The 19,040-nt window shown below is 66.1% G+C and carries 19 protein-coding genes; 18 read left to right on the forward strand and 1 reads right to left on the reverse strand.

The window, feature by feature from the left end; translation table 11 throughout:
* The first annotated feature begins 28 nt into the window (after positions 1-28).
* The gene (locus tag ACQKLX_RS12405) at positions 29-1,342 is read left to right on the forward strand and encodes an aspartate aminotransferase family protein (RefSeq protein WP_427361875.1); all 1,314 of its coding nucleotides are present in this window, start codon (positions 29-31) and stop codon (positions 1,340-1,342) included.
* Positions 1,343-1,366: 24 nt separating this feature from the next.
* Here ACQKLX_RS12405 and ACQKLX_RS12410 read toward each other — a convergent pair whose 3' ends face one another.
* Positions 1,367-1,981, reverse strand: a complete 615-nt coding sequence (locus tag ACQKLX_RS12410) for a YcbK family protein (RefSeq protein ID WP_427361876.1) — start codon at positions 1,979-1,981, stop codon at positions 1,367-1,369.
* A gap of 419 nt (positions 1,982-2,400) precedes the next feature.
* On the opposite strand from ACQKLX_RS12410, the gene ACQKLX_RS12415 reads away from it, so the two are divergent.
* The 17 genes from ACQKLX_RS12415 (at position 2,401) to ACQKLX_RS12495 (ending at position 18,948) form a co-directional block, all read left to right on the forward strand.
* Positions 2,401-2,766 carry an NADH-quinone oxidoreductase subunit A gene (locus tag ACQKLX_RS12415; RefSeq protein ID WP_427361920.1) on the forward strand — a complete coding sequence of 122 codons (366 nt, stop codon included), beginning with the start codon at positions 2,401-2,403 and terminating at the stop codon, positions 2,764-2,766.
* A gap of 78 nt (positions 2,767-2,844) precedes the next feature.
* Positions 2,845-3,423 (forward strand): NuoB/complex I 20 kDa subunit family protein, encoded by a 579-nt coding sequence (locus ACQKLX_RS12420; RefSeq protein WP_091830506.1) that lies wholly within the window; start codon positions 2,845-2,847, stop codon positions 3,421-3,423.
* 36 nt (positions 3,424-3,459) lie between these two features.
* Entirely contained in the window at positions 3,460-4,065 is a 606-nt protein-coding gene (locus ACQKLX_RS12425) for an NADH-quinone oxidoreductase subunit C (protein WP_427361877.1), read from the forward strand.
* Between the two features lie 4 nt (positions 4,066-4,069).
* A complete protein-coding gene (locus tag ACQKLX_RS12430; protein ID WP_427361878.1) occupies positions 4,070-4,507 on the forward strand; it encodes a GFA family protein in 438 nt (145 codons plus the stop codon).
* Positions 4,504-5,694: an NADH-quinone oxidoreductase subunit D gene (locus tag ACQKLX_RS12435; RefSeq protein WP_137880609.1), complete on the forward strand. Its 1,191-nt coding sequence runs from the start codon at positions 4,504-4,506 to the stop codon at positions 5,692-5,694. The genes ACQKLX_RS12430 and ACQKLX_RS12435 overlap by 4 nt, the downstream gene beginning before the upstream one ends.
* Entirely contained in the window at positions 5,694-6,938 is a 1,245-nt protein-coding gene (nuoE, locus tag ACQKLX_RS12440; protein ID WP_427361879.1) for an NADH-quinone oxidoreductase subunit NuoE, read from the forward strand. The genes ACQKLX_RS12435 and nuoE overlap by 1 nt, the downstream gene beginning before the upstream one ends.
* An 11-nt stretch (positions 6,939-6,949) precedes the next feature.
* A complete protein-coding gene (nuoF, locus tag ACQKLX_RS12445) occupies positions 6,950-8,254 on the forward strand; it encodes an NADH-quinone oxidoreductase subunit NuoF (RefSeq protein WP_427361880.1) in 1,305 nt (434 codons plus the stop codon).
* 4 nt (positions 8,255-8,258) lie between these two features.
* Positions 8,259-10,322, forward strand: a complete 2,064-nt coding sequence (gene nuoG, locus ACQKLX_RS12450) for an NADH-quinone oxidoreductase subunit NuoG (RefSeq protein WP_427361881.1) — start codon at positions 8,259-8,261, stop codon at positions 10,320-10,322.
* A 3-nt stretch (positions 10,323-10,325) separates the two neighbouring features.
* Positions 10,326-11,345: an NADH-quinone oxidoreductase subunit NuoH gene (gene nuoH / locus ACQKLX_RS12455; protein ID WP_427361882.1), complete on the forward strand. Its 1,020-nt coding sequence runs from the start codon at positions 10,326-10,328 to the stop codon at positions 11,343-11,345.
* Entirely contained in the window at positions 11,345-11,584 is a 240-nt protein-coding gene (locus ACQKLX_RS12460; RefSeq protein ID WP_427361883.1) for a hypothetical protein, read from the forward strand. The genes nuoH and ACQKLX_RS12460 overlap by 1 nt, the downstream gene beginning before the upstream one ends.
* Before the next feature lie 21 nt (positions 11,585-11,605).
* A complete protein-coding gene (gene nuoI, locus ACQKLX_RS12465) occupies positions 11,606-12,094 on the forward strand; it encodes an NADH-quinone oxidoreductase subunit NuoI (protein WP_057192642.1) in 489 nt (162 codons plus the stop codon).
* A gap of 129 nt (positions 12,095-12,223) precedes the next feature.
* Positions 12,224-12,847 carry an NADH-quinone oxidoreductase subunit J gene (locus ACQKLX_RS12470; RefSeq protein WP_346364090.1) on the forward strand — a complete coding sequence of 208 codons (624 nt, stop codon included), beginning with the start codon at positions 12,224-12,226 and terminating at the stop codon, positions 12,845-12,847.
* Positions 12,844-13,152, forward strand: coding sequence for an NADH-quinone oxidoreductase subunit NuoK (gene nuoK / locus ACQKLX_RS12475; protein ID WP_091829440.1), 309 nt, complete (start codon positions 12,844-12,846; stop codon positions 13,150-13,152). Before ACQKLX_RS12470 ends, nuoK begins: the two co-directional genes overlap by 4 nt.
* Before the next feature lie 26 nt (positions 13,153-13,178).
* Positions 13,179-15,203 carry an NADH-quinone oxidoreductase subunit L gene (nuoL, locus tag ACQKLX_RS12480; protein ID WP_427361884.1) on the forward strand — a complete coding sequence of 675 codons (2,025 nt, stop codon included), beginning with the start codon at positions 13,179-13,181 and terminating at the stop codon, positions 15,201-15,203.
* Between the two features lie 4 nt (positions 15,204-15,207).
* Complete coding sequence (locus tag ACQKLX_RS12485; protein WP_427361885.1) at positions 15,208-16,719, forward strand: NADH-quinone oxidoreductase subunit M; 1,512 nt, start codon at positions 15,208-15,210, stop codon at positions 16,717-16,719.
* A gap of 10 nt (positions 16,720-16,729) precedes the next feature.
* Positions 16,730-18,160, forward strand: coding sequence for an NADH-quinone oxidoreductase subunit NuoN (gene nuoN, locus ACQKLX_RS12490; RefSeq protein ID WP_427361886.1), 1,431 nt, complete (start codon positions 16,730-16,732; stop codon positions 18,158-18,160).
* An 8-nt stretch (positions 18,161-18,168) separates the two neighbouring features.
* Complete coding sequence (locus ACQKLX_RS12495) at positions 18,169-18,948, forward strand: biotin--[acetyl-CoA-carboxylase] ligase (RefSeq protein WP_427361887.1); 780 nt, start codon at positions 18,169-18,171, stop codon at positions 18,946-18,948.
* Positions 18,949-19,040: the final 92 nt, after the last annotated feature.

A 19,040-nucleotide genomic window follows, 5' to 3' on the forward strand; every position in this document is an offset into this window, starting at 1 on the left:
TCGGATGAAAGCAGCGGAGGCGACGCAGGTGGCAGCGAGCGGCACCGAGCAAGCGGGAACACTCCGCTTCGAGGAATCGGCCCGGCAGATCGCGCACAATGCGCGCTTCATCGCCGGCGGGGTGAACAGCAATTTCCGCCTCGGCATGGCGCCGGGACCGCTGGTCTTCGAGCGCGGCGAGGGCGCCTATCTCATCGACGTCGATGGCAACCGGATCATCGACTACTACTGCGGCATGGGCGCGACCGTGCTCGGCCATACGCCCCAGCCGGTGCTGGAAGCGGTCAGGAAGCAGGCGGAAAAAGGCATTCTCTTCGCCGGTCAGGCGCCGATCGAATACGAGGCAGCGAAGCTGATCTGCGAGCGCGTGCCTTCGGCCGAACGGCTGCGCTTCGGCTCATCGGGCTCGGAGGTGGCGCAGGCGGCGATCCGGCTCGCCCGCGCCGCCACCGGTCGGCGGACCATCGTGAAGTTCGAGGGGCACTATCACGGCTGGTTCGACAACATCCTCTGGTCCACCGCGCCGGGGCTGAACGCGGCCGGGCCGGAGGATGTGCCGACTCCGGTGATCGGCAGCAAGGGGCAGGACCCGGAGGCGGGCGAGGGGCTCTCGATCCTCGGCTGGAACGATCTTGCGGCGCTGGAAGCGCGCCTCGCCAAGGGCGACGTCGCCGCAGTGCTGATGGAGCCGGCGATGTGCAACCAGGGCGCCATCGCGCCCGCGCCCGGCTATCTCGAAGGCGCGCTCGCCGCCTGCCGCCAGCATGGCGCGCTGCTGATCTTCGACGAGGTCATCACCGGTTTTCGGCTCGCCCGAGGCGGTGCGCAGGAGCGTTTCGGCGTCACGCCGGATCTCACCCTGATGGCCAAGGCGATCGCCAACGGCTTTCCGGTAGCGGCGATCGCCGGCCGGGCCGATTTGGTCGACCTCTTCGCCGACGGCGTGCTGCATGGTGGCACCTTCAACGCCCAGCCGATCGCGATGGCGGCGATGGTGGCGACGCAGAAGCTGCTGACATCGGAGCATTACGAGCGCAGCTCCGCCCATGGCCAGCGCCTGCAGGACGGTATCCGCTCGATCCTGGCGGGGGCGGGGATCAAGGCACAGGTCGCCGGCTTCCCGCTGATCTTCCACGTCGCCTTCGGCCTCGATGAGCCGGCGTGGAACTACCGGGACGTCGCCCGCTCCGACAAGGTCGCCTATAGCCGCTTCGCCCATGCGCTGCTCAGGCGGGGCGTGCGCGTGCTGGAGCGCGGCGCCTGGTTCGTCTCCTCGGAGCATGACCAGGCGATCGTCGATGCCACGCTCGAGGCGGTTCGGGGAGCCGTCACAGAGATCTGAGTTGGGCTGATGCCCTGCGCCTGATCACCAGGGCCGGCGCGGGCCGGTGTCGATGTGGATCAGCCCGTTCCAGTAGACCTTGTTGCCGCCGACCTCGGGGAGGGCACGGGCCCATTCCAGCACGGCACGCGGCCTGACGCCCGGCACGCGGAAGTCCATCGCCTCGCAGCGCTTGTGGTAGGAGCCGCGCCGCGCTCGCCATGGCGGCCGCCAGGTCGAGGTCACCTTCACCGCCCCGTATTTGTCCGAGATCTTGCCGAGAATGCCCTTCAGCACCGGCGGCAGGCAGGCGATCGAGGTGCCGGGATCGGTCGAGATGCCCGGTCTGTCGGGTTTCTCGTTGGGGTCGAAGGCGGGTTCCTCGGCGGTCTGCCCCGGCGTGCGCTGTGGCCATTCCGGCCCCTCGTCGTCATCGGGCTCGGGCTGGGCAAGGGTGGGGGCCGGTCCAGGCGTCGTCACGGCGCTGGCTTCGACCGGGGCCTGGGGAAGCACGACGATCGGCGGCGCGCCCGGCTTGATCTGCAGGTCGAGATCGAATGGGCGCTCTGGCGGCAGCGGCGCCAGCATCATCTGCGCTGCGGCCGGGCCACCGAGCATCAACCCGGTGACACAGGCACCGGCCAGAACGACTCGCCGCATTGCCCTCATGCTGCGCGGGACGTCGACAGCGGCGCAGCAGCCGGGATCGCGCGATCACGATGCGTTGTCGGCTTCGGCATGTCCCGCAACGGTGCTCCTGACGCATCGGCAGTGCCTGCCGACGAATCGTGCCGGCGCCGAAGACTTAACGTTACGTCCCCGTTTGCCACGCTTCGACGCGCCGCGACAACCACCTTGCGCGAGGCGCGTCCGATCACGAAAATCGGAGCCGAAACGGCCGGGAATCGTGCCGCTTCCGCAGGCCGGGCGAACATATGCGGCAAAGACATGGCGACAGCCGGGTTGTGCGGCGCGGCGAACCCTTGCGTGATTCTAAAGCAGGGTCTAATCGACTGGCGAGATTGAGGGCGCCGCCTCGGCGCCGGGTTGAAGCGGGGTGACAGATGCAAGCTCTTCCTGTGCAGTCCCTGCTGTCGGACTACCTGCCGCTGGTGATCTTCATCGGCCTGGCGCTGGTGATCGGCCTGGCGCTGCTGATCGCTCCCTTTGCCGTCGCCTATTCCAAGCCGGATGCCGAGAAGCTCTCGGCCTATGAATGTGGCTTCAACGCCTTTGACGATGCGCGCATGAAGTTCGACGTGCGCTTCTACCTCGTCGCCATCCTCTTCATCATCTTCGACCTCGAGGTCGCCTTCCTCTTCCCCTGGGCGGTCGCCTTCGGCGGGCTCGGCTGGGTCGGCTTCTGGTCGATGATGGTCTTCCTCGGCGTGCTGACGGTCGGCTTCGTCTACGAGTGGCGCAAGGGCGCGCTCGAGTGGGACTGACCAATTGTCGCGTAAACCTGATACCGTCCTGGTACCGTTCTTACATTCGACGAAACCTAAAGGTTCGAACTGATGGCCATGACAGCGATCGATCGCGGTGATCCGCTCGTCGCGCAGGCTCCCAGGGGCCTGCTCGGCCCCGACGGCAAGCCGCTCGGCGCCCGCGATCCCTACTTCGTCGAGATCAACAACGAGCTCGCCGACAAGGGCTTCCTCGTCACGGCGAGCGACGACCTGATCAACTGGGCCCGTACGGGCTCCTTGATGTGGATGACCTTCGGCCTCGCCTGCTGCGCGGTCGAGATGATGCAGCTCTCCATGCCGCGCTACGACGTCGAGCGATTTGGCTTCGCTCCCCGAGCCAGTCCGCGGCAATCGGACGTGATGATCGTCGCCGGCACGCTGACCAACAAGATGGCTCCGGCCCTGCGCAAGGTCTACGACCAGATGCCGGAGCCGCGCTACGTCATCTCGATGGGCTCCTGCGCCAATGGCGGCGGATATTACCACTACAGCTATTCGGTGGTGCGCGGCTGCGACCGCATCGTGCCGATCGACGTCTATGTGCCGGGCTGCCCGCCGACCGCGGAAGCGCTGCTCTATGGCGTGCTGCTGCTGCAGAAGAAGATCCGGCGGACCGGGACGATCGAGCGCTGAGGCGCTCAACGACCGGCGGCTTGCGAAGGTGATGCGATGAGCGAAGCGCTCGTGACATTGGGCGAAGAGATCAAGGCGGCGCTGCCCGGCGCGGTGACCGATATCGTCGTCGCCTTCGACGAGATCACGGTGCTGGCGGAAGCCGCAGAGATCGTGCGGGTCCTCAAGACCCTCTACGACGATCCGCGCTTCCGCTTCGTCAATTTCACCGATATCGCCGGCGCCGATTATCCGCAGCGCGAGAAGCGCTTCGAGGTCGTCTATCACCTGCTTTCGCCGCGCCACAACCGGCGCATCCGCGTCAAGGTCCAGGCTGACGAGGCGACCCCGGTGCCGTCTGTGATCGAGGTCTTCCCGGCGGCGAACTGGTACGAGCGCGAGGCCTACGACTTCTACGGCATCCTGTTCTCGAACCACCCGGACCTGCGCCGCATCCTCACCGATTACGGCTTCGAGGGTTATCCGCTGCGCAAGGACTTCCCGCTGACCGGCTTCGTGGAGGTTCGCTATGACGACGAGCAGAAGCGCGTCGTCTATGAGCCGGTGAAGCTGAACCAGGAGTTCCGCAACTTCGACTTCCTCTCGCCCTGGGAAGGGACGGAATACGTCCTGCCGGGCGACGAGAAGGCCAAGGCGGGCTGAGCGGATGGGCGAAGGCCACAAACTTTTCGGCGGCTGTCTCTGCGGCTCGGTGCGCTTCACGGCGACCATGGCCAAGCCGGAGATGGATGTCTGCCATTGCGACATGTGTCGCAAATGGAGCGGCGGCGTGCTGATGACCGTGCCCTGCACGGACGTCGCCGTTGTCGATGAGACCCATCTTGCGGTCTACACCTCCTCGGAATGGGGCGAGCGCGTCTTCTGCCGGAACTGCGGCACCAGCCTGTTCTGGCGCCAGCGCTCGGGCGAGGGCCATGTCGCCGTGGCGTTCCCGAGCCTCGACAATCCTTCTGATCTCGTCTTCGCCGAAGAGATCTTCATCGACGAGAAGCCTGACCTCTACGCCTTCGCGGGCGAGCGCCGCCGCAAGACCGGTGAGCAGGTGATCGCTGAATTCCATGCCGCCCAGGAAGGCCGGACATGACCGAGCACAACATCCGCAATTTCTCGATCAATTTTGGGCCGCAGCACCCGGCGGCGCACGGCGTGCTGCGCCTGGTGCTGGAGCTCGACGGCGAGATCGTCGAGCGCGTCGACCCGCATATCGGCCTGCTGCATCGCGGCACCGAGAAGCTGATCGAGCACAAGACCTACCTCCAGGCCGTGCCCTATTTCGACCGGCTCGACTATGTCGCGCCGATGAACCAGGAGCATGCCTACGCGCTCGCGGTCGAGAAGCTGATGGGCGTGACCGTGCCGCGTCGCGGCCAGCTCATCCGCGTTCTCTATTCCGAGATCGGCCGCATCCTCTCGCACATCCTCAACGTCACCACGCAGGCGATGGACGTCGGCGCGCTCACCCCGCCGCTCTGGGGCTTCGAGGAGCGCGAGAAGCTGATGATCTTCTACGAGCGGGCCTGTGGCGCGCGCATGCACGCGGCCTATGTCCGGCCGGGCGGCGTCCACCAGGACCTGCCGACCTCGCTGATCCACGACATCGCCGAATGGTGCGACCCGTTCCTCAAGGTCTGCGACGACCTCGAAGGCTTGCTCACCGACAACCGCATCTTCAAGCAGCGCAATGTCGACATCGGCGTCGTCGATCTTGAGACCTGCTGGAAATGGGGTTTCTCGGGCGTGATGGTGCGCGGCTCCGGCGCGCCCTGGGACCTGCGCAAGAGCCAGCCCTATGAGTGCTACGAGGAGATGGAATTCGACATCCCCGTCGGCAAGAACGGCGACTGCTACGACCGCTACTGCATCCGCATGGAAGAGATGCGCCAGTCGGTCCGCATCATGAAGCAGTGCTGCGAGAAGCTGCTGGCGGCCGATGGCGGCGGCCCGGTCTCCTCGCTCGACGGCAAGATGGTGCCGCCCAAGCGCGGCGAGATGAAGCGCTCGATGGAAGCGCTGATCCACCACTTCAAGCTCTACACCGAGGGCTACAAGGTGCCCGAGGGCGAGGTCTACGCCGCCGTCGAGGCGCCCAAGGGCGAGTTCGGCGTCTATCTCGTCTCCGACGGCACCAACAAGCCCTATCGCTGCAAGATCAAGGCGCCGGGCTTCGCCCATCTCCAGGCCATGGATTTCATGTGCCGCAAGCACATGCTCGCCGACGTCTCCGCGATCCTCGGCTCCCTCGATATCGTCTTTGGTGAGGTGGACCGCTGATGTCCGTCCGTCGTCTCGCGCCCGATCACGTTCAGCCGGCCTCCTTCGCCTTCAATGCGGCGAACGAGAACTGGGCCGACCAGCAGATCGCCAAATACCCGGAGGGCCGCCAGGCCTCGGCCGTGATTCCGCTGCTGTGGAAGGCGCAGGAGCAGCATCATGGCTGGCTGCCGCGCGCCGCGATCGAGGCGGTCGCGCATAAGCTCGGCATGGCGCCGATGCGGGTGCTGGAGGTCGCGACCTTCTACACCATGTTCAACCTGCAGCCGGTCGGCACGCATTTCATCCAGCTCTGCGGCACGACGCCCTGCGCCTTGCGCGGCGCCGAGGCGCTGAAGAAGGTCTGCGAGGACGTGATCGGCCCGCAGTCGACCGTTACCGCCGACGGCAAGCTGTCCTGGCTCGAGGTCGAGTGCCTCGGCGCCTGCTGCAACGCCCCGATGGCGCAGATCAATTTCGACTACTACGAAGACCTGACGCCGGAGAATTTCCGCGAGCTGCTCGAGGACCTGCGTCACGGGCGTCCGACCAAGCCTGGCCCGCAGGTCGACCGTTCCTGCTCTGAGCCGCTCGGTGGTGGCGACACGCTGAAGGATCCGGCCCTGTTCGACGGTTCGATGATCGGCGCTGGCGACTGGCAGAAGCGCATCACCAAGCAGCGCGAAGAAGCCGCGATCAAGATCGCCAGCGAGAAGGCTGCGGCCGAGGCCAAGGCCAAGGCGGAGGCCGAGACGGCAGCCGCGACGGCCAAGGCAGGCCCGACCGACGTCAAGACCGCGCCGGCTCCCGAAGCCGCGGCGCCGGCCCGCCCGAAGCCCTCCGATCCGAAGCAGCCGGCGAATGCCGCGCAGGATACGCCCTCGGCGACGAGCAAGGCGATCAAGGACACCACCAAGAGCGAGGCTCCAAAGGCGCCAGCGGCCAAGGCTGCCCCCGCAGCCGAGCCCGCCTCCGCCGTGGCCGAGTCCAAGCCGCAGCTGCTGACCGCGGCGCGCGGTGGCAAGGGCGACGATCTCGAGCTGATCTGGGGCGTCGGTCCCAAGCTCGGCAAGATGCTCAACGAGATGGGCATCTGGCACTTCGACCAGGTCGCCGCCTGGACCCCCGCCGAGCTCGCCTGGGTCGATGCCCGGCTGACCGGCTTCAAGGGCAGGGCGGTCCGTGACGACTGGATCTCGCAGGCGAAGAAGCTCGCTACCGGCTGGCGGCCGGAGAGCAAGCTCGGCGACAAGCCGGCGAACTGAGGCGAACAACGATGCTTGCTGATCGCGACCGCATCTTCACCAATCTCTACGGCCTGCACGATCCCGGGCTGAAGGGCGCCATCCAGCGCGGCGCCTGGGACGGCACCAAATTCCTGCTCGAGCAGGGGCGCGACTGGATCATCGACGAGATGAAGAAGTCGGGCCTGCGCGGGCGCGGCGGCGCCGGCTTCCCGACCGGCCTGAAATGGTCGTTCATGCCCAAGCAGAGCGACGGGCGCCCGCACTACCTCGTCGTCAACGCCGACGAGTCGGAGCCGGGCACCTGCAAGGATCGCGAGATCATGCGCAACGACCCGCATACGCTGGTCGAGGGCTGCCTGATCGCCTCCTTTGCCATGGGCGCGCACGCGGCCTACATCTACATCCGCGGCGAATATGTCCGCGAGCGCGAGGCGCTGCAGCGCGCCGTCGACGAGGCCTATGAGGCCAACCTCATCGGCAAGAACAACAAGCACGGCTATCCCTTTGATCTCTATGTGCATCACGGCGCCGGCGCCTATATCTGCGGCGAAGAGACGGCGCTGCTGGAGAGCCTAGAGGGCAAGAAGGGCATGCCGCGGCTGAAGCCGCCTTTCCCGGCCAATGTCGGCCTCTATGGCTGCCCGACCACCGTCAACAACGTCGAGTCGATCGCGGTCGCGCCGACCATCCTGCGCCGTGGCGCCAGCTGGTTCTCCTCGATCGGCACGCCGAACAATGTCGGCACCAAGCTGTTCTGCGTCTCCGGCCATGTGAACAAGCCCTGCAACGTCGAAGAGGCGATGGGCCTGACCTTCCGCGAGCTGATCGACCGCCATTGCGGTGGCATCCGCGGCGGCTGGGACAATCTCAAGGCGGTCATCCCCGGCGGCTCGTCGGTGCGCATGGTGCCGGCGGAGCAGATCATCGACACGCCGATGGATTTCGACTCGCTCTCCAAGCTGAAGTCGGGCCTCGGCACGGCGGCGGTGATCGTGATGGACAAGTCGACCGACATCATCCGCGCCATCGCTCGCATCAGCTATTTCTACAAGCATGAGAGCTGCGGCCAGTGCACGCCCTGCCGCGAGGGTACCGGCTGGATGTGGCGCGTCGTCAACCGCATGGCCGAGGGGCGCGCCCAGAAGCGCGAGATCGACATGCTGCTCGACGTCTCCAAGCAGATCGAGGGCCACACCATCTGCGCGCTGGGCGATGCTGCCGCCTGGCCGATCCAGGGCCTGATCAACCATTTCCGTCACGAGATCGAGCAGCGCATCGACGACTATGCCGCCAACCCGCATGGCGAGCCGGTCAGGCTCATGGCGGCGGAGTGAGACCATGACCAAGCTTCTGATCGACGGCATCGAGGTCGACGTCCCGCCGGAGTACACCGTACTCCAGGCCTGCGAGGCGGCGGGCGCCGAAGTGCCGCGCTTCTGCTTCCATGAGCGGCTCTCGATCGCCGGCAATTGCCGCATGTGCCTGGTCGAGGTGAAGGGCGGCCCGCCGAAGCCGCAGGCTTCCTGCGCCATCGGCGTGCGCGACCTGCGTCCCGGCCCGAACGGCGAGCCGCCGGTCGTGCTGACCAAGTCGCCCATGGTCAAGAAGGCGCGCGAAGGGGTGATGGAGTTCCTGCTCATCAACCATCCGCTCGACTGCCCGATCTGCGACCAGGGCGGCGAGTGCGACCTGCAGGACCAGGCCATGGCCTACGGCGTCGACACCTCGCGCTATGCCGAGAACAAGCGCGCCGTCGAGGACAAGTATATCGGCCCGCTGGTCAAGACCTCGATGACGCGTTGCATCCAGTGCACGCGCTGCGTCCGCTTCACCACCGAGGTCGCCGGTGCCTCCGACCTCGGCGCGATCGGCCGCGGCGAGGACATGGAGATCACCACCTATCTCGAGCACGCGATGAGCTCGGAGCTGCAGGGCAATGTCGTCGACCTCTGCCCGGTCGGCGCCCTGACCTCCAAGCCCTACCAGAACAAGGCGCGGCCCTGGGAGCTGACCAAGACCGAATCCATCGACGTGATGGATGCGGTCGGATCGGCGATCCGCGTCGACTCGCGCGGCCGTGAGGTGATGCGCGTGCTGCCCCGCGTCAACGAGGCGGTGAACGAGGAGTGGATCTCCGACAAGACCCGCCACATCGCCGACGGCCTCCGGACCCAGCGGCTCGACCGCCCCTATATCCGCGAGAACGGCGCCCTGCGCCCGGCGAGCTGGACCGAGGCACTTGCGCTGGTCGCCTCCAAGCTCAAGGCCGCCAAGCCGGAGCGCATCGGCGCGATCGCCGGCGATCTCGCCGCGGTCGAAGAGATGTATGCGCTCAAGGCGCTGATCGCAGGCCTCGGCTCTCACAATCTCGATTGCCGCCAGGACGGCGCGAAGCTCGACCCGGCCTTCGGCCGCGCCAGCTATATCCTCAACACCGGGATCGCCGGCATCGAGGACGCGACCTCGCTGCTGATCATCGGCTCGAACCCGCGCCGCGAGGCGCCGATCGTCAATGCCCGCATCCGCAAGCGCTGGCTGCGCGGCGACTTCAAGGTCTCGCTGATCGGCGAGAAGGTCGACCTGACCTATGCCTATGACTATCTCGGCGCCGGCGCCGAGACCCTGGCGGACTTGGTCAAGCGGGCCGGGGCGGCTGGCGAGCGGCCGATGGTGCTGGTCGGGCAGGGCGCTCTCACGCGCTCTGACGGTGCCGCCGTGCTCTCGCTCGCGGCCAAGGCCGCCGAGGTGCTCGGCGCGGTCAAGGATGGCTGGAACGGCTTCGGCGTGCTGCACACGGCGGCCGCCCGCGTCGGCGGTCTCGATCTCGGCTTCGTGCCGGGGGAGGGCGGTCACGACGTCGCTCGCATGACGAGGGAGGGCGCACTCGACGTGCTCTTCCTGCTCGGCGCCGACGAAATCGAGGTGCCGGCCGGTGCCTTCGTGGTCTACCAGGGCAGCCATGGCGACAAGGGCGCGCACCGCGCCGACGTGATCCTGCCGGGCGCGGCCTACACCGAGAAATCCGGCACCTTCGTCAACACCGAAGGCCGCGTGCAGATGGCTGCGCGCGCCACCTTCCCGCCCGGCGATGCCAAGGAGGACTGGGCGATCCTGCGGGCGCTCTCGGCCTCGCTCGGGAAGCCGTTGCCCTTCGACTCGCTGTCGGCGCTGCGCCGCGAGCTCTATGCCGCCCATCCGCATTTCGCTGCGGTCGACACGGTCGCCGAGAATGACCGCGCCGGGCTGGCGAAGCTGGCCGGGCAGGGCGGCGCGACCGACAAGGCCGGCTTCGTCCCGGCCGTCGCCGATTTCTACACCACGAACCCCATTGCCCGCGCTTCGGCGGTGATGGCGGAATGCTCGGCGCTGGCCTCCGGCCGCATGCGCCAGGCGGCGGAGTAAGAGATGAACTGGGACCTCGTCCTCGACCTCGCGATCATTGCCGGCAAGAGCCTGCTGCTGCTGGTCTGCCTCTTGGTCTTCATCGCGTTCATCCTGCTCGCAGATCGCAAGATCTGGGCGGCGGTGCAGTTGCGCCGCGGCCCGAACGTGGTCGGCCCATTCGGCCTGTTCCAGAGCTTCGCCGACCTGCTGAAGTTCGTCTTCAAGGAGCCGATCATCCCATCGGGCTCCAACAAGGGCGTGTTCCTGCTGGCGCCGCTGATCTCCTGCCTGCTCTCGCTGGCGGCCTGGGCGGTGATCCCGGTTGCGGATGGCTGGGCGATCGCCGACATCAATGTCGGCATCCTCTATATCTTCGCGATCTCCTCGCTCGGCGTTTATGGCATCATCATGGGCGGCTGGGCTTCGAACTCGAAGTACCCGTTCCTCAGCGCGCTCCGCTCGGCGGCGCAGATGGTCTCCTACGAGGTCTCGATCGGCTTCGTGATCGTCACCGTGCTGCTCTGCGTCGGCTCGCTCAACCTGTCGGCGATCGTCGAGGCGCAGAACTCGAAGGCGGGCCTGTTCGGCTGGTACTGGCTGCCGCTCTTCCCGATGTTCATTGTCTTCTTCATCTCGGCGCTGGCCGAGACGAACCGGCCGCCCTTCGACCTGGCCGAGGCGGAATCGGAGCTCGTCGCCGGTTTCATGGTCGAGTACTCCTCGACCCCCTACCTGCTGTTCATGCTCGGCGAATACGTGGCGATCATGACCATGTGCTCGCTGACCACGATCCTGTTCCTCGGAGGTTGGCTGCCGCCGTTCCCGATCGCGCCTTTCACCTGGCTGCCGGGCGTGTTCTGGTTCGCGCTCAAGGTCTGCATGGTCTTCTTCATGTTCGCCATGGTGAAGGCCTTCGTGCCGCGCTACCGCTATGACCAGCTGATGCGGCTGGGCTGGAAGGTCTTCCTGCCGTTGTCGCTGGCCTGTGTCGTGATCGTTGCGGCGGTGCTGCAGATCACCGGTTGGGGGCCCGCTCCCTGATGGCGGGGCAGGCCGGCCTGATCGGAGCCCTGGTCGGCTTCGTCGTCGGCCTGATCGAGTATCGGCTCGTCACGGGCGTTGTGGTCGGCGCGTTGCGCCGCACCGACAGCTCCCGGACGCAGGCCGAGAAGGACGATTACGAACGGCGCATCCGCCTGTTGAAGGCGGCGGTGCTGGTGGTTTCGGTGGGTGGTCTGCCCATCGTCGGTTACCTGATCGGCCAGACTCTGTTTGGCTGAGACGAGAGAAGGACGAGAAGGATGTCACTCGCGCAAGCCGCCAAGGGACTGCTCCTCAAGGAGTTCGTCGGCGCGTTCGCCTTGTCGATGCGTTACTTCTTCAAGCCGAAGGCGACGCTGAACTATCCCTTCGAGAAGGGCGTGCTCTCGCCGCGCTTCCGGGGTGAGCACGCGCTGCGTCGCTATCCGAACGGCGAGGAACGCTGCATCGCCTGCAAGCTCTGCGAGGCGATCTGCCCGGCGCAGGCGATCACGATCGAGGCCGGCCCGCGCCGCAATGACGGCACCCGCCGTACGACGCGCTACGACATCGACATGACCAAGTGCATCTATTGCGGCTTCTGCCAGGAAGCTTGCCCGGTCGATGCCATCGTCGAGGGGCCGAATTTCGAGTTCGCCACCGAGACGCGCGAGGAGCTGTTCTACGACAAGGACAAGCTGCTCGATAACGGCGCCCGCTGGGAACGCGAGATCGCGCGCAACATCGCGATGGATGCGCCGTATCGCTGAGGATGGCGGCCCGTCGCGCGGTTGTCGCGCTAGGCGGGCCTGACTATAGACGCTCCAAACTGCGGCGGGACTCGGGCCCGCCGTGTGACGAAACGAGGGCCGCCCGCAAGGGCGGAAAGGCTGGCGAAGATGAATGCCGCAGCGGCTTTCTTCTATCTCTTTTCAGGCGTCACCATCGCCTCGGCGCTGATGGTGATTTCGGCGCGCAACCCGGTGCATTCGGTGTTGTTCCTGATCCTCGCCTTCGTCAACGCGGCGGGCCTGTTCCTGCTGCTCGGGGCCGAGTTCCTGGCGATGCTGCTGGTCGTCGTCTATGTCGGCGCGGTCGCGGTGCTCTTCCTCTTCGTGGTGATGATGCTCGACGTCGATTTCGCCGAGCTGCGCCAGGGCTTCCTGCAATACCTGCCGATCGGCGGCCTGATCGGCCTGATCTTCGCGGTCGAATTGCTGCTGGTCGTCGGCGCCTGGGTCATCGACCCCCAGATCGTGCGCGCGCCGGTCGCGGCTATTCCTGCCAATGTCACCAATACGGCTGCGCTCGGCCAGGTGCTCTATACGAAGTACATCTACTACTTCCAGGCGGCCGGGCTCGTGCTGCTGGTCGCGATGATCGGCGCGATCGTGCTGACGCTGCGCGACCGCAAGGGCATCAAGCGCCAGGATATCCCGACTCAGAACGCCCGCACCAAGGAAGCGGCGATGGATGTGAAGCAGGTGCCTTCGCGCGCCGGCGTTCCCGAGGAGATGGCGTGATGGTCGGGCTTGGTTCTTACCTTGCGGTCGCTGCGATCCTGTTCACGCTCGGCGTGCTCGGCATCTTCATCAACCGCAAGAACGTCATCGTCATCCTGATGTCGATCGAGCTGATCCTGCTCTCGGTCAACCTCAACTTCGTCGCCTTCTCGAGCTTCCTGAACGACATCGTCGGCCAGGTCTTCGCCATGCTGGTGCTGACCGTCGCCGCCGCCGAGGCCGCGATCGGGCTCGCCATTCTCGTCGTCTACTTCCGCAACCGCGGCACGATCGCGGTGGAAGACATCAACATGATGAAAGGCTGAGCGCGGCAACGCGCCCGTAACCTGCCATGTATCAAGCGATCGTCTTCCTTCCCCTGATCGGCTTCTTCATCGCCGGCCTCTTCGGCCGGCTGATCGGCGCCCGCGCCTCGGAGATCGTTACCACCACCCTGCTGCTGCTCTCGGCGGTGCTGTCCTGGGTCGCCCTGTTCCAGGTCGGCTTCGGCTCGGGCACCACCCGCGTTCAGGTCGCGACCTGGCTGGCCTCGGCCGACCTGCGGGTCGACTGGGCCTTCCGTATCGACACGCTGACCGCGGTGATGCTGGTCGTCGTCAACACCGTCTCCTCGCTCGTGCACCTGTATTCGATCGGGTACATGCACGAGGACCCGTCGCGGCCGCGCTTCTTCGCCTATCTGTCACTGTTCACCTTCGCCATGCTGATGCTGGTGACGGCCGACAACCTCGTGCAGATGTTCTTCGGCTGGGAAGGCGTCGGTCTCGCCTCCTATCTGCTGATCGGCTTCTGGTATCAGAAGCCCTCGGCCAACGCCGCGGCAATCAAGGCCTTCGTCGTCAACCGCGTCGGCGATTTCGGCTTCCTGCTCGGCATCTTCCTGGTCTTCGTGCTGACCGGATCGGTCGCCTTCGACAGCATCTTCCCGCAGATCGCCGGCCTGACGGAGCGCAGCTTCCGCTTCCTCGGCTATGACTGGAACGCGCTGACGCTGACCGCCCTGCTTCTGTTCATGGGCGCGATGGGCAAGTCGGCGCAGTTCCTGCTGCACACCTGGCTGCCGGATGCGATGGAAGGCCCGACCCCGGTCTCGGCGCTGATCCATGCCGCGACCATGGTCACCGCCGGCGTCTTCATGGTGGCGCGCCTGTCGCCGATCTTTGAATATGCCCCGGTCGCGCTGACCGTCGTCGTCGTCATCGGCGCCACCACCGCCTTCTTCGCTGCGACCGTCGGCCTGGTGCAGAACGACATCAAGCGCGTCATCGCCTATTCGACCTGCTCGCAGCTCGGCTACATGTTCGTGGCGATGGGGGTCGGCGCCTATTCAGCCGGCATCTTCCATTTGTTCACCCACGCCTTCTTCAAGGCGCTGCTCTTCTTGGGCGCCGGCTCGGTCATCCATGCGATGCACCACGAGCAGGACATGCGGAACATGGGTGGCCTGCGTAAGCACATCCCGTGGACCGCAGCCGCCATGACGATCGGCACGCTGGCGCTGACCGGCGTCGGCATTCCCGGAACCGTGCTTGGATTCGCCGGCTTCTTCTCGAAGGACGCCATCATCGAAAGCGCCTATGCCTCGATCGGGCATGGCAGCTTCGCCAGCTCCTATGCCTTCGTGCTGCTGGTTGCCGCTGCGCTGATGACCTCGTTCTACTCCTGGCGCCTCTACTTCATGACCTTTGAAGGGCAGCCGCGCTGGGGCGGTCACGGTCATGGTCACGATGATCATGCTCATGCCGCGCACGCTCATGATGACAATCACGGCCATGGTCACGGCCACGACCACACGCCGCATGAGAGCCCGCTGGTCATGCTGATTCCGCTCGCCGTGCTATCGCTCGGCGCGGTCGCGGCCGGCTTCGCCTTCAAGGAAGCGTTCGTCGGCCACGACTACGAGCACTTCTGGAAGGCGGCGCTGTTCACCGGCAAGGACAACCACATCCTGCACGCCATGCACGAAGTGCCGAAATGGGTGGTCGCATCGCCCTTCGTCGCGATGCTGATCGGCTTCGTCTTGGCCTGGTACATGTACATGCGCCGGCCCGAGATCCCGGGCAAGCTCGCGGCCGCCAACCCGGTCCTCTACAAGTTCCTGCTCAACAAGTGGTATTTCGACGAGATCTACGACTTCCTGTTCGTGAAGCCGGCGATGTGGCTCGGCCGCTTCCTCTGGAAGAAGGGCGACGGCGCCGTCATCGACGGCCTCGGGCCGGACGGGGTCTCGGCCCGCGTCGTCGACGTGACCAACCGGGTCGTTCGGCTGCAGACCGGCTATGTCTACCACTATGCCTTCGCCATGCTGATCGGCGTCGCCGGGCTGGTGACCTGGTACCTCATGGCCCGCGGGTGAGATGATGTTCGGCTTCGGTATCCTCACCGGTCTCCTGGTCCTGCCGCTGGTCGGCGCCGCCTTCATCCTGGCGCAGCGCGGCGACGAGGCGTCGGTCAACTCCAACGCCCGCTGGGCGGCGCTGATCGCGACGGTCGCGACCTTCATCCTGGCGCTGGTCGCCTGGGGCCGCTTCGACTCGGCCAATCCAGGCTTCCAGATGGTCGAGAGCCATGCCTGGGTCTCGGACATCATCAAGTTCAAGCTCGGCGTCGACGGCTTCTCCTTCCCCTTCGTGGTCCTGACCGCGTTCCTGATGCCGTTCTGCATCCTGGCGTCCTGGACCTCGGTCGAGAAGCGGGTGCGCGAGTACATGGTCGCGTTCCTGATCCTCGAGACGCTGATGATCGGCGTCTTCGTCGCGCTCGACCTCGTGCTGTTCTACCTGCTGTTCGAAGCGGGCCTGATCCCGATGTTCCTGATCATCGGCATCTGGGGCGGCAAGCGCCGGGTCTACGCCTCCTACAAGTTCTTCCTCTACACGTTGCTCGGCTCGGTGCTGATGCTGCTCGCCATCATGGCGATGTATTGGAACGCCGGCACCACCGACATTCCGACGCTGCTGGCGCACAAGTTCCCGGTCCAGATGCAGCCCTGGCTCTGGCTCGCCTTCTTCGCCTCCTTCGCGGTGAAGATGCCGATGTGGCCGGTCCACACCTGGCTGCCCGACGCGCACGTCGAAGCGCCGACGGCCGGCTCCGTCATCCTGGCGGCGATCCTCTTGAAGATGGGCGGCTACGGCTTCATCCGCTTCTCGATCCCGATGTTCCCGGATGCCTCGGCGATGTTCGCGCCGCTGGTCTTCGCGCTCTCCGTCATCGCCATCATCTACACCTCGCTGGTGGCGCTGATGCAGGAGGACATCAAGAAGCTGATCGCCTACTCCTCGGTGGCGCATATGGGCTTCGTCACCATGGGCCTGTTCACCCTGACGCCGCAGGGCATCCAGGGTGCCATGTTCCAGATGGTCAGCCACGGCCTGGTCTCGGGCGCGCTCTTCCTCTGCGTCGGCGTGATCTACGACCGGATGCACACCCGCGAGATCGCCGCCTATGGCGGCCTGGTCAACCGGATGCCGCTCTATGCGGTGGTGTTCATGATCTTCACCATGGCCAATGTCGGTCTGCCCGGCACCGCCGGCTTCGTCGGCGAGTTCCTGACGCTGATGGGCGCCTTCAAGGCCAATCCCTGGGTGGCGTTCCTGGCGACCACCGGCGTGATCCTGTCGGCGGGCTATGCGCTCTGGCTCTATCGCCGCGTCGTCTTCGGCGAGCTTACGAAGCCCGAGCTCAAGGACATCACCGACCTCAACGCACGCGAGATCGCGATCTTCGTGCCGCTCGTCCTGCTGACGATCTGGTACGGCATCGCGCCCGGCACGATCCTCGACGCCTTCGCGGCGCCGACCGAAGCCCTCATCAAGAACTATCAGGCCGCCATCACCGCCGCGAAGACGGCGATGCTGGCAGTCCAGTAAGGCTGCTCCGATGACCACCTTGCCTGCTTTCGGTCCGGCGCTCCCGGAAATCGTCATGGCGCTGGGCGCCATCGCCATGGTGCTCTACGGCGCGATCCAGGGCGAGCGCTCTACGCGCACGCTCGAGATCGCGGCGCTGGCGCTGCTGGCTCTGGCGCTGGTGCTCGTCCTGCGCGGCGAGGGCAAGGTCGTCACCTTCAACGGCGCCTTCGTCGCCGACGGCTTCGCCCGCTTCATGAAGGTGCTGACGCTGATCGGCGCCGCGGCCGCGATCGTGCTCTCAGCCGATTTCCTGCGCCGCGACGGCGCAATGCGCTTCGAGTTCCCGATCCTCGTCGTCCTCGCCACCATCGGCATGATGATGATGATCTCGGCCAGCGACCTGATCGGTCTTTACGTTGGCTTGGAATTGCAATCGCTCGCGCTGTATGTCGTCGCCGCCTTCGACCGCGACAACCCGCGCTCGACCGAAGCGGGCCTGAAGTATTTCGTCCTCGGCGCGCTCTCCTCGGGCATGCTGCTCTACGGCTCGTCCATGGTCTATGGCTTCACCGGCACGGTGAGCTATGCCGGCATCGCCGAAGCGGTGAAAGGCGGCCATCCTGGCATCGGCCTGATCATCGGCCTCGTCTTCGTCGCCGCCGGCGTCGCCTTCAAGATCTCGGCCGTGCCGTTCCACATGTGGACGCCGGACGTCTATGAGGGCGCCCCGACCCCGGTCGCGGCTTTCTTCGCCTCGGCGCCGAAGATGGCGGCGATGGCGATGACCGTGCGCATCTTCGTCGGCGCCTTCCCGGGCGCGTTGCATGACTGGCAGCAGATCATCGTCTTCATGGCGATCGCCTCGATGGCGCTCGGCGCCTTCGCCGCGATCGGCCAGACCAACATCAAGCGACTGCTCGCCTATTCCTCGATCGCCAATATGGGCTATGCGCTGGTCGGCCTCGCCGCCGGCACTCCGGCCGGCGTCCAGGGTGTGATGACCTATATGGCGATCTATCTCGCCACCACGCTCGCCGCCTTCGCCTGCGTGCTGATGATGAACCGCAATGGCAAACCGGTCGAGGAGATCGGCGAGCTCGCCGGCCTGTCCCGCACCAATGGCTGGATGGCGTTCGCGATGTCGATGATGATGTTCTCGCTTGCCGGCATCCCGCCGCTCGCCGGCTTCTGGGCGAAGTGGTACGTCTTCCTCGCCGCGATCGAGGCCAAGCTCTACGTGCTCGCCGTGGTCGGCGTGATCACCAGCGTGGTCGGCGCCTATTACTATCTGCGCATCGTCAAGGTGATCTATTTCGACGACGCCAGGCCCGCCTTCGACAAGGGCGATGCCGGCGTGCGCACGGTGCTGCTGATCTCGGCGCTGTTCGTGCTGGTGCTGTCCCTGATGCCGGCGCCGCTGTTCGACTCCGCTGCCGCGGCGGCGAAGTCGCTGTTCTGAGCGCTGGAGTGCTCGGCGAAAGCGCCCGCGCCGCCGGCTATCGCCTGATCGTCCGCGACGAGGTCGCCTCCACTATGGAGGAGGCGCGTCGCGCGCTGGGCGAGGGTGATCCGGGCCGACTCTGGATCGTCGCGAAAAGCCAGAATGCCGGTCGCGGCCGGCATGGCCGGTATTGGGGCTCGCCGCCCGGCAATCTCTACGCCAGCCTGCTTCTGGTCGCGCCCTGCGAGCCGGCGCTGGCGCCGCAGCTCGGTTTCGTCGCCGGACTTGCCTTGCATGATGCAGCAGCGGCGGTGACGGGGCTATCCCATCCGGCGCTTGCCCTGAAATGGCCGAACGACCTGCTGATCGACGGCGCCAAGACCTCCGGCCTCTTGCTGGAAGGCGAGAACCGGGCAGGGCGCTTCAACGTCGTCATCGGGATCGGCGTCAACGTCGCCTCCGCACCGCAGGATACGCCCTATCCGGCGACGCGCCTTGCCGCGCACGCCGACGAAGCGAATGTCGAGCGCCTGCTGCTGGCGCTGTCCGACGCCTGGCACCGGCGCTTCTCGGCATGGTCATTGCCCGGCGGCTTCGGCCCGACCCGTGCCGCCTGGCTGGAGCGAGCCGCCTATCTCGGGCAGACCATCACCATGCGCCTGCCGGAAGGATCGGTCTCCGGCCGCTTCCTCGGGCTCGACGCCTCCGGGCGGCTCGAACTTGAGACCGAAGCCGGGCGACGGCTGATCGATGCCGGCGATCTCTATTTCGGTTCCTCGCCCAATTCAGGCGCACCGGCAGGTTGAGGCAACGCTTCTGCCTGCTCCTGCCGCTATGGAGGCGCGTCGGAGAGCATGCTAGGCCTGCCGCCGCCCGCTTTTGCCCGCCTCAGCATAGA

It is taken from the genome of Allobosea sp. NPDC003192, from assembly GCF_050275675.1.
Taxonomy (GTDB): domain Bacteria; phylum Pseudomonadota; class Alphaproteobacteria; order Rhizobiales; family Beijerinckiaceae; genus Allobosea.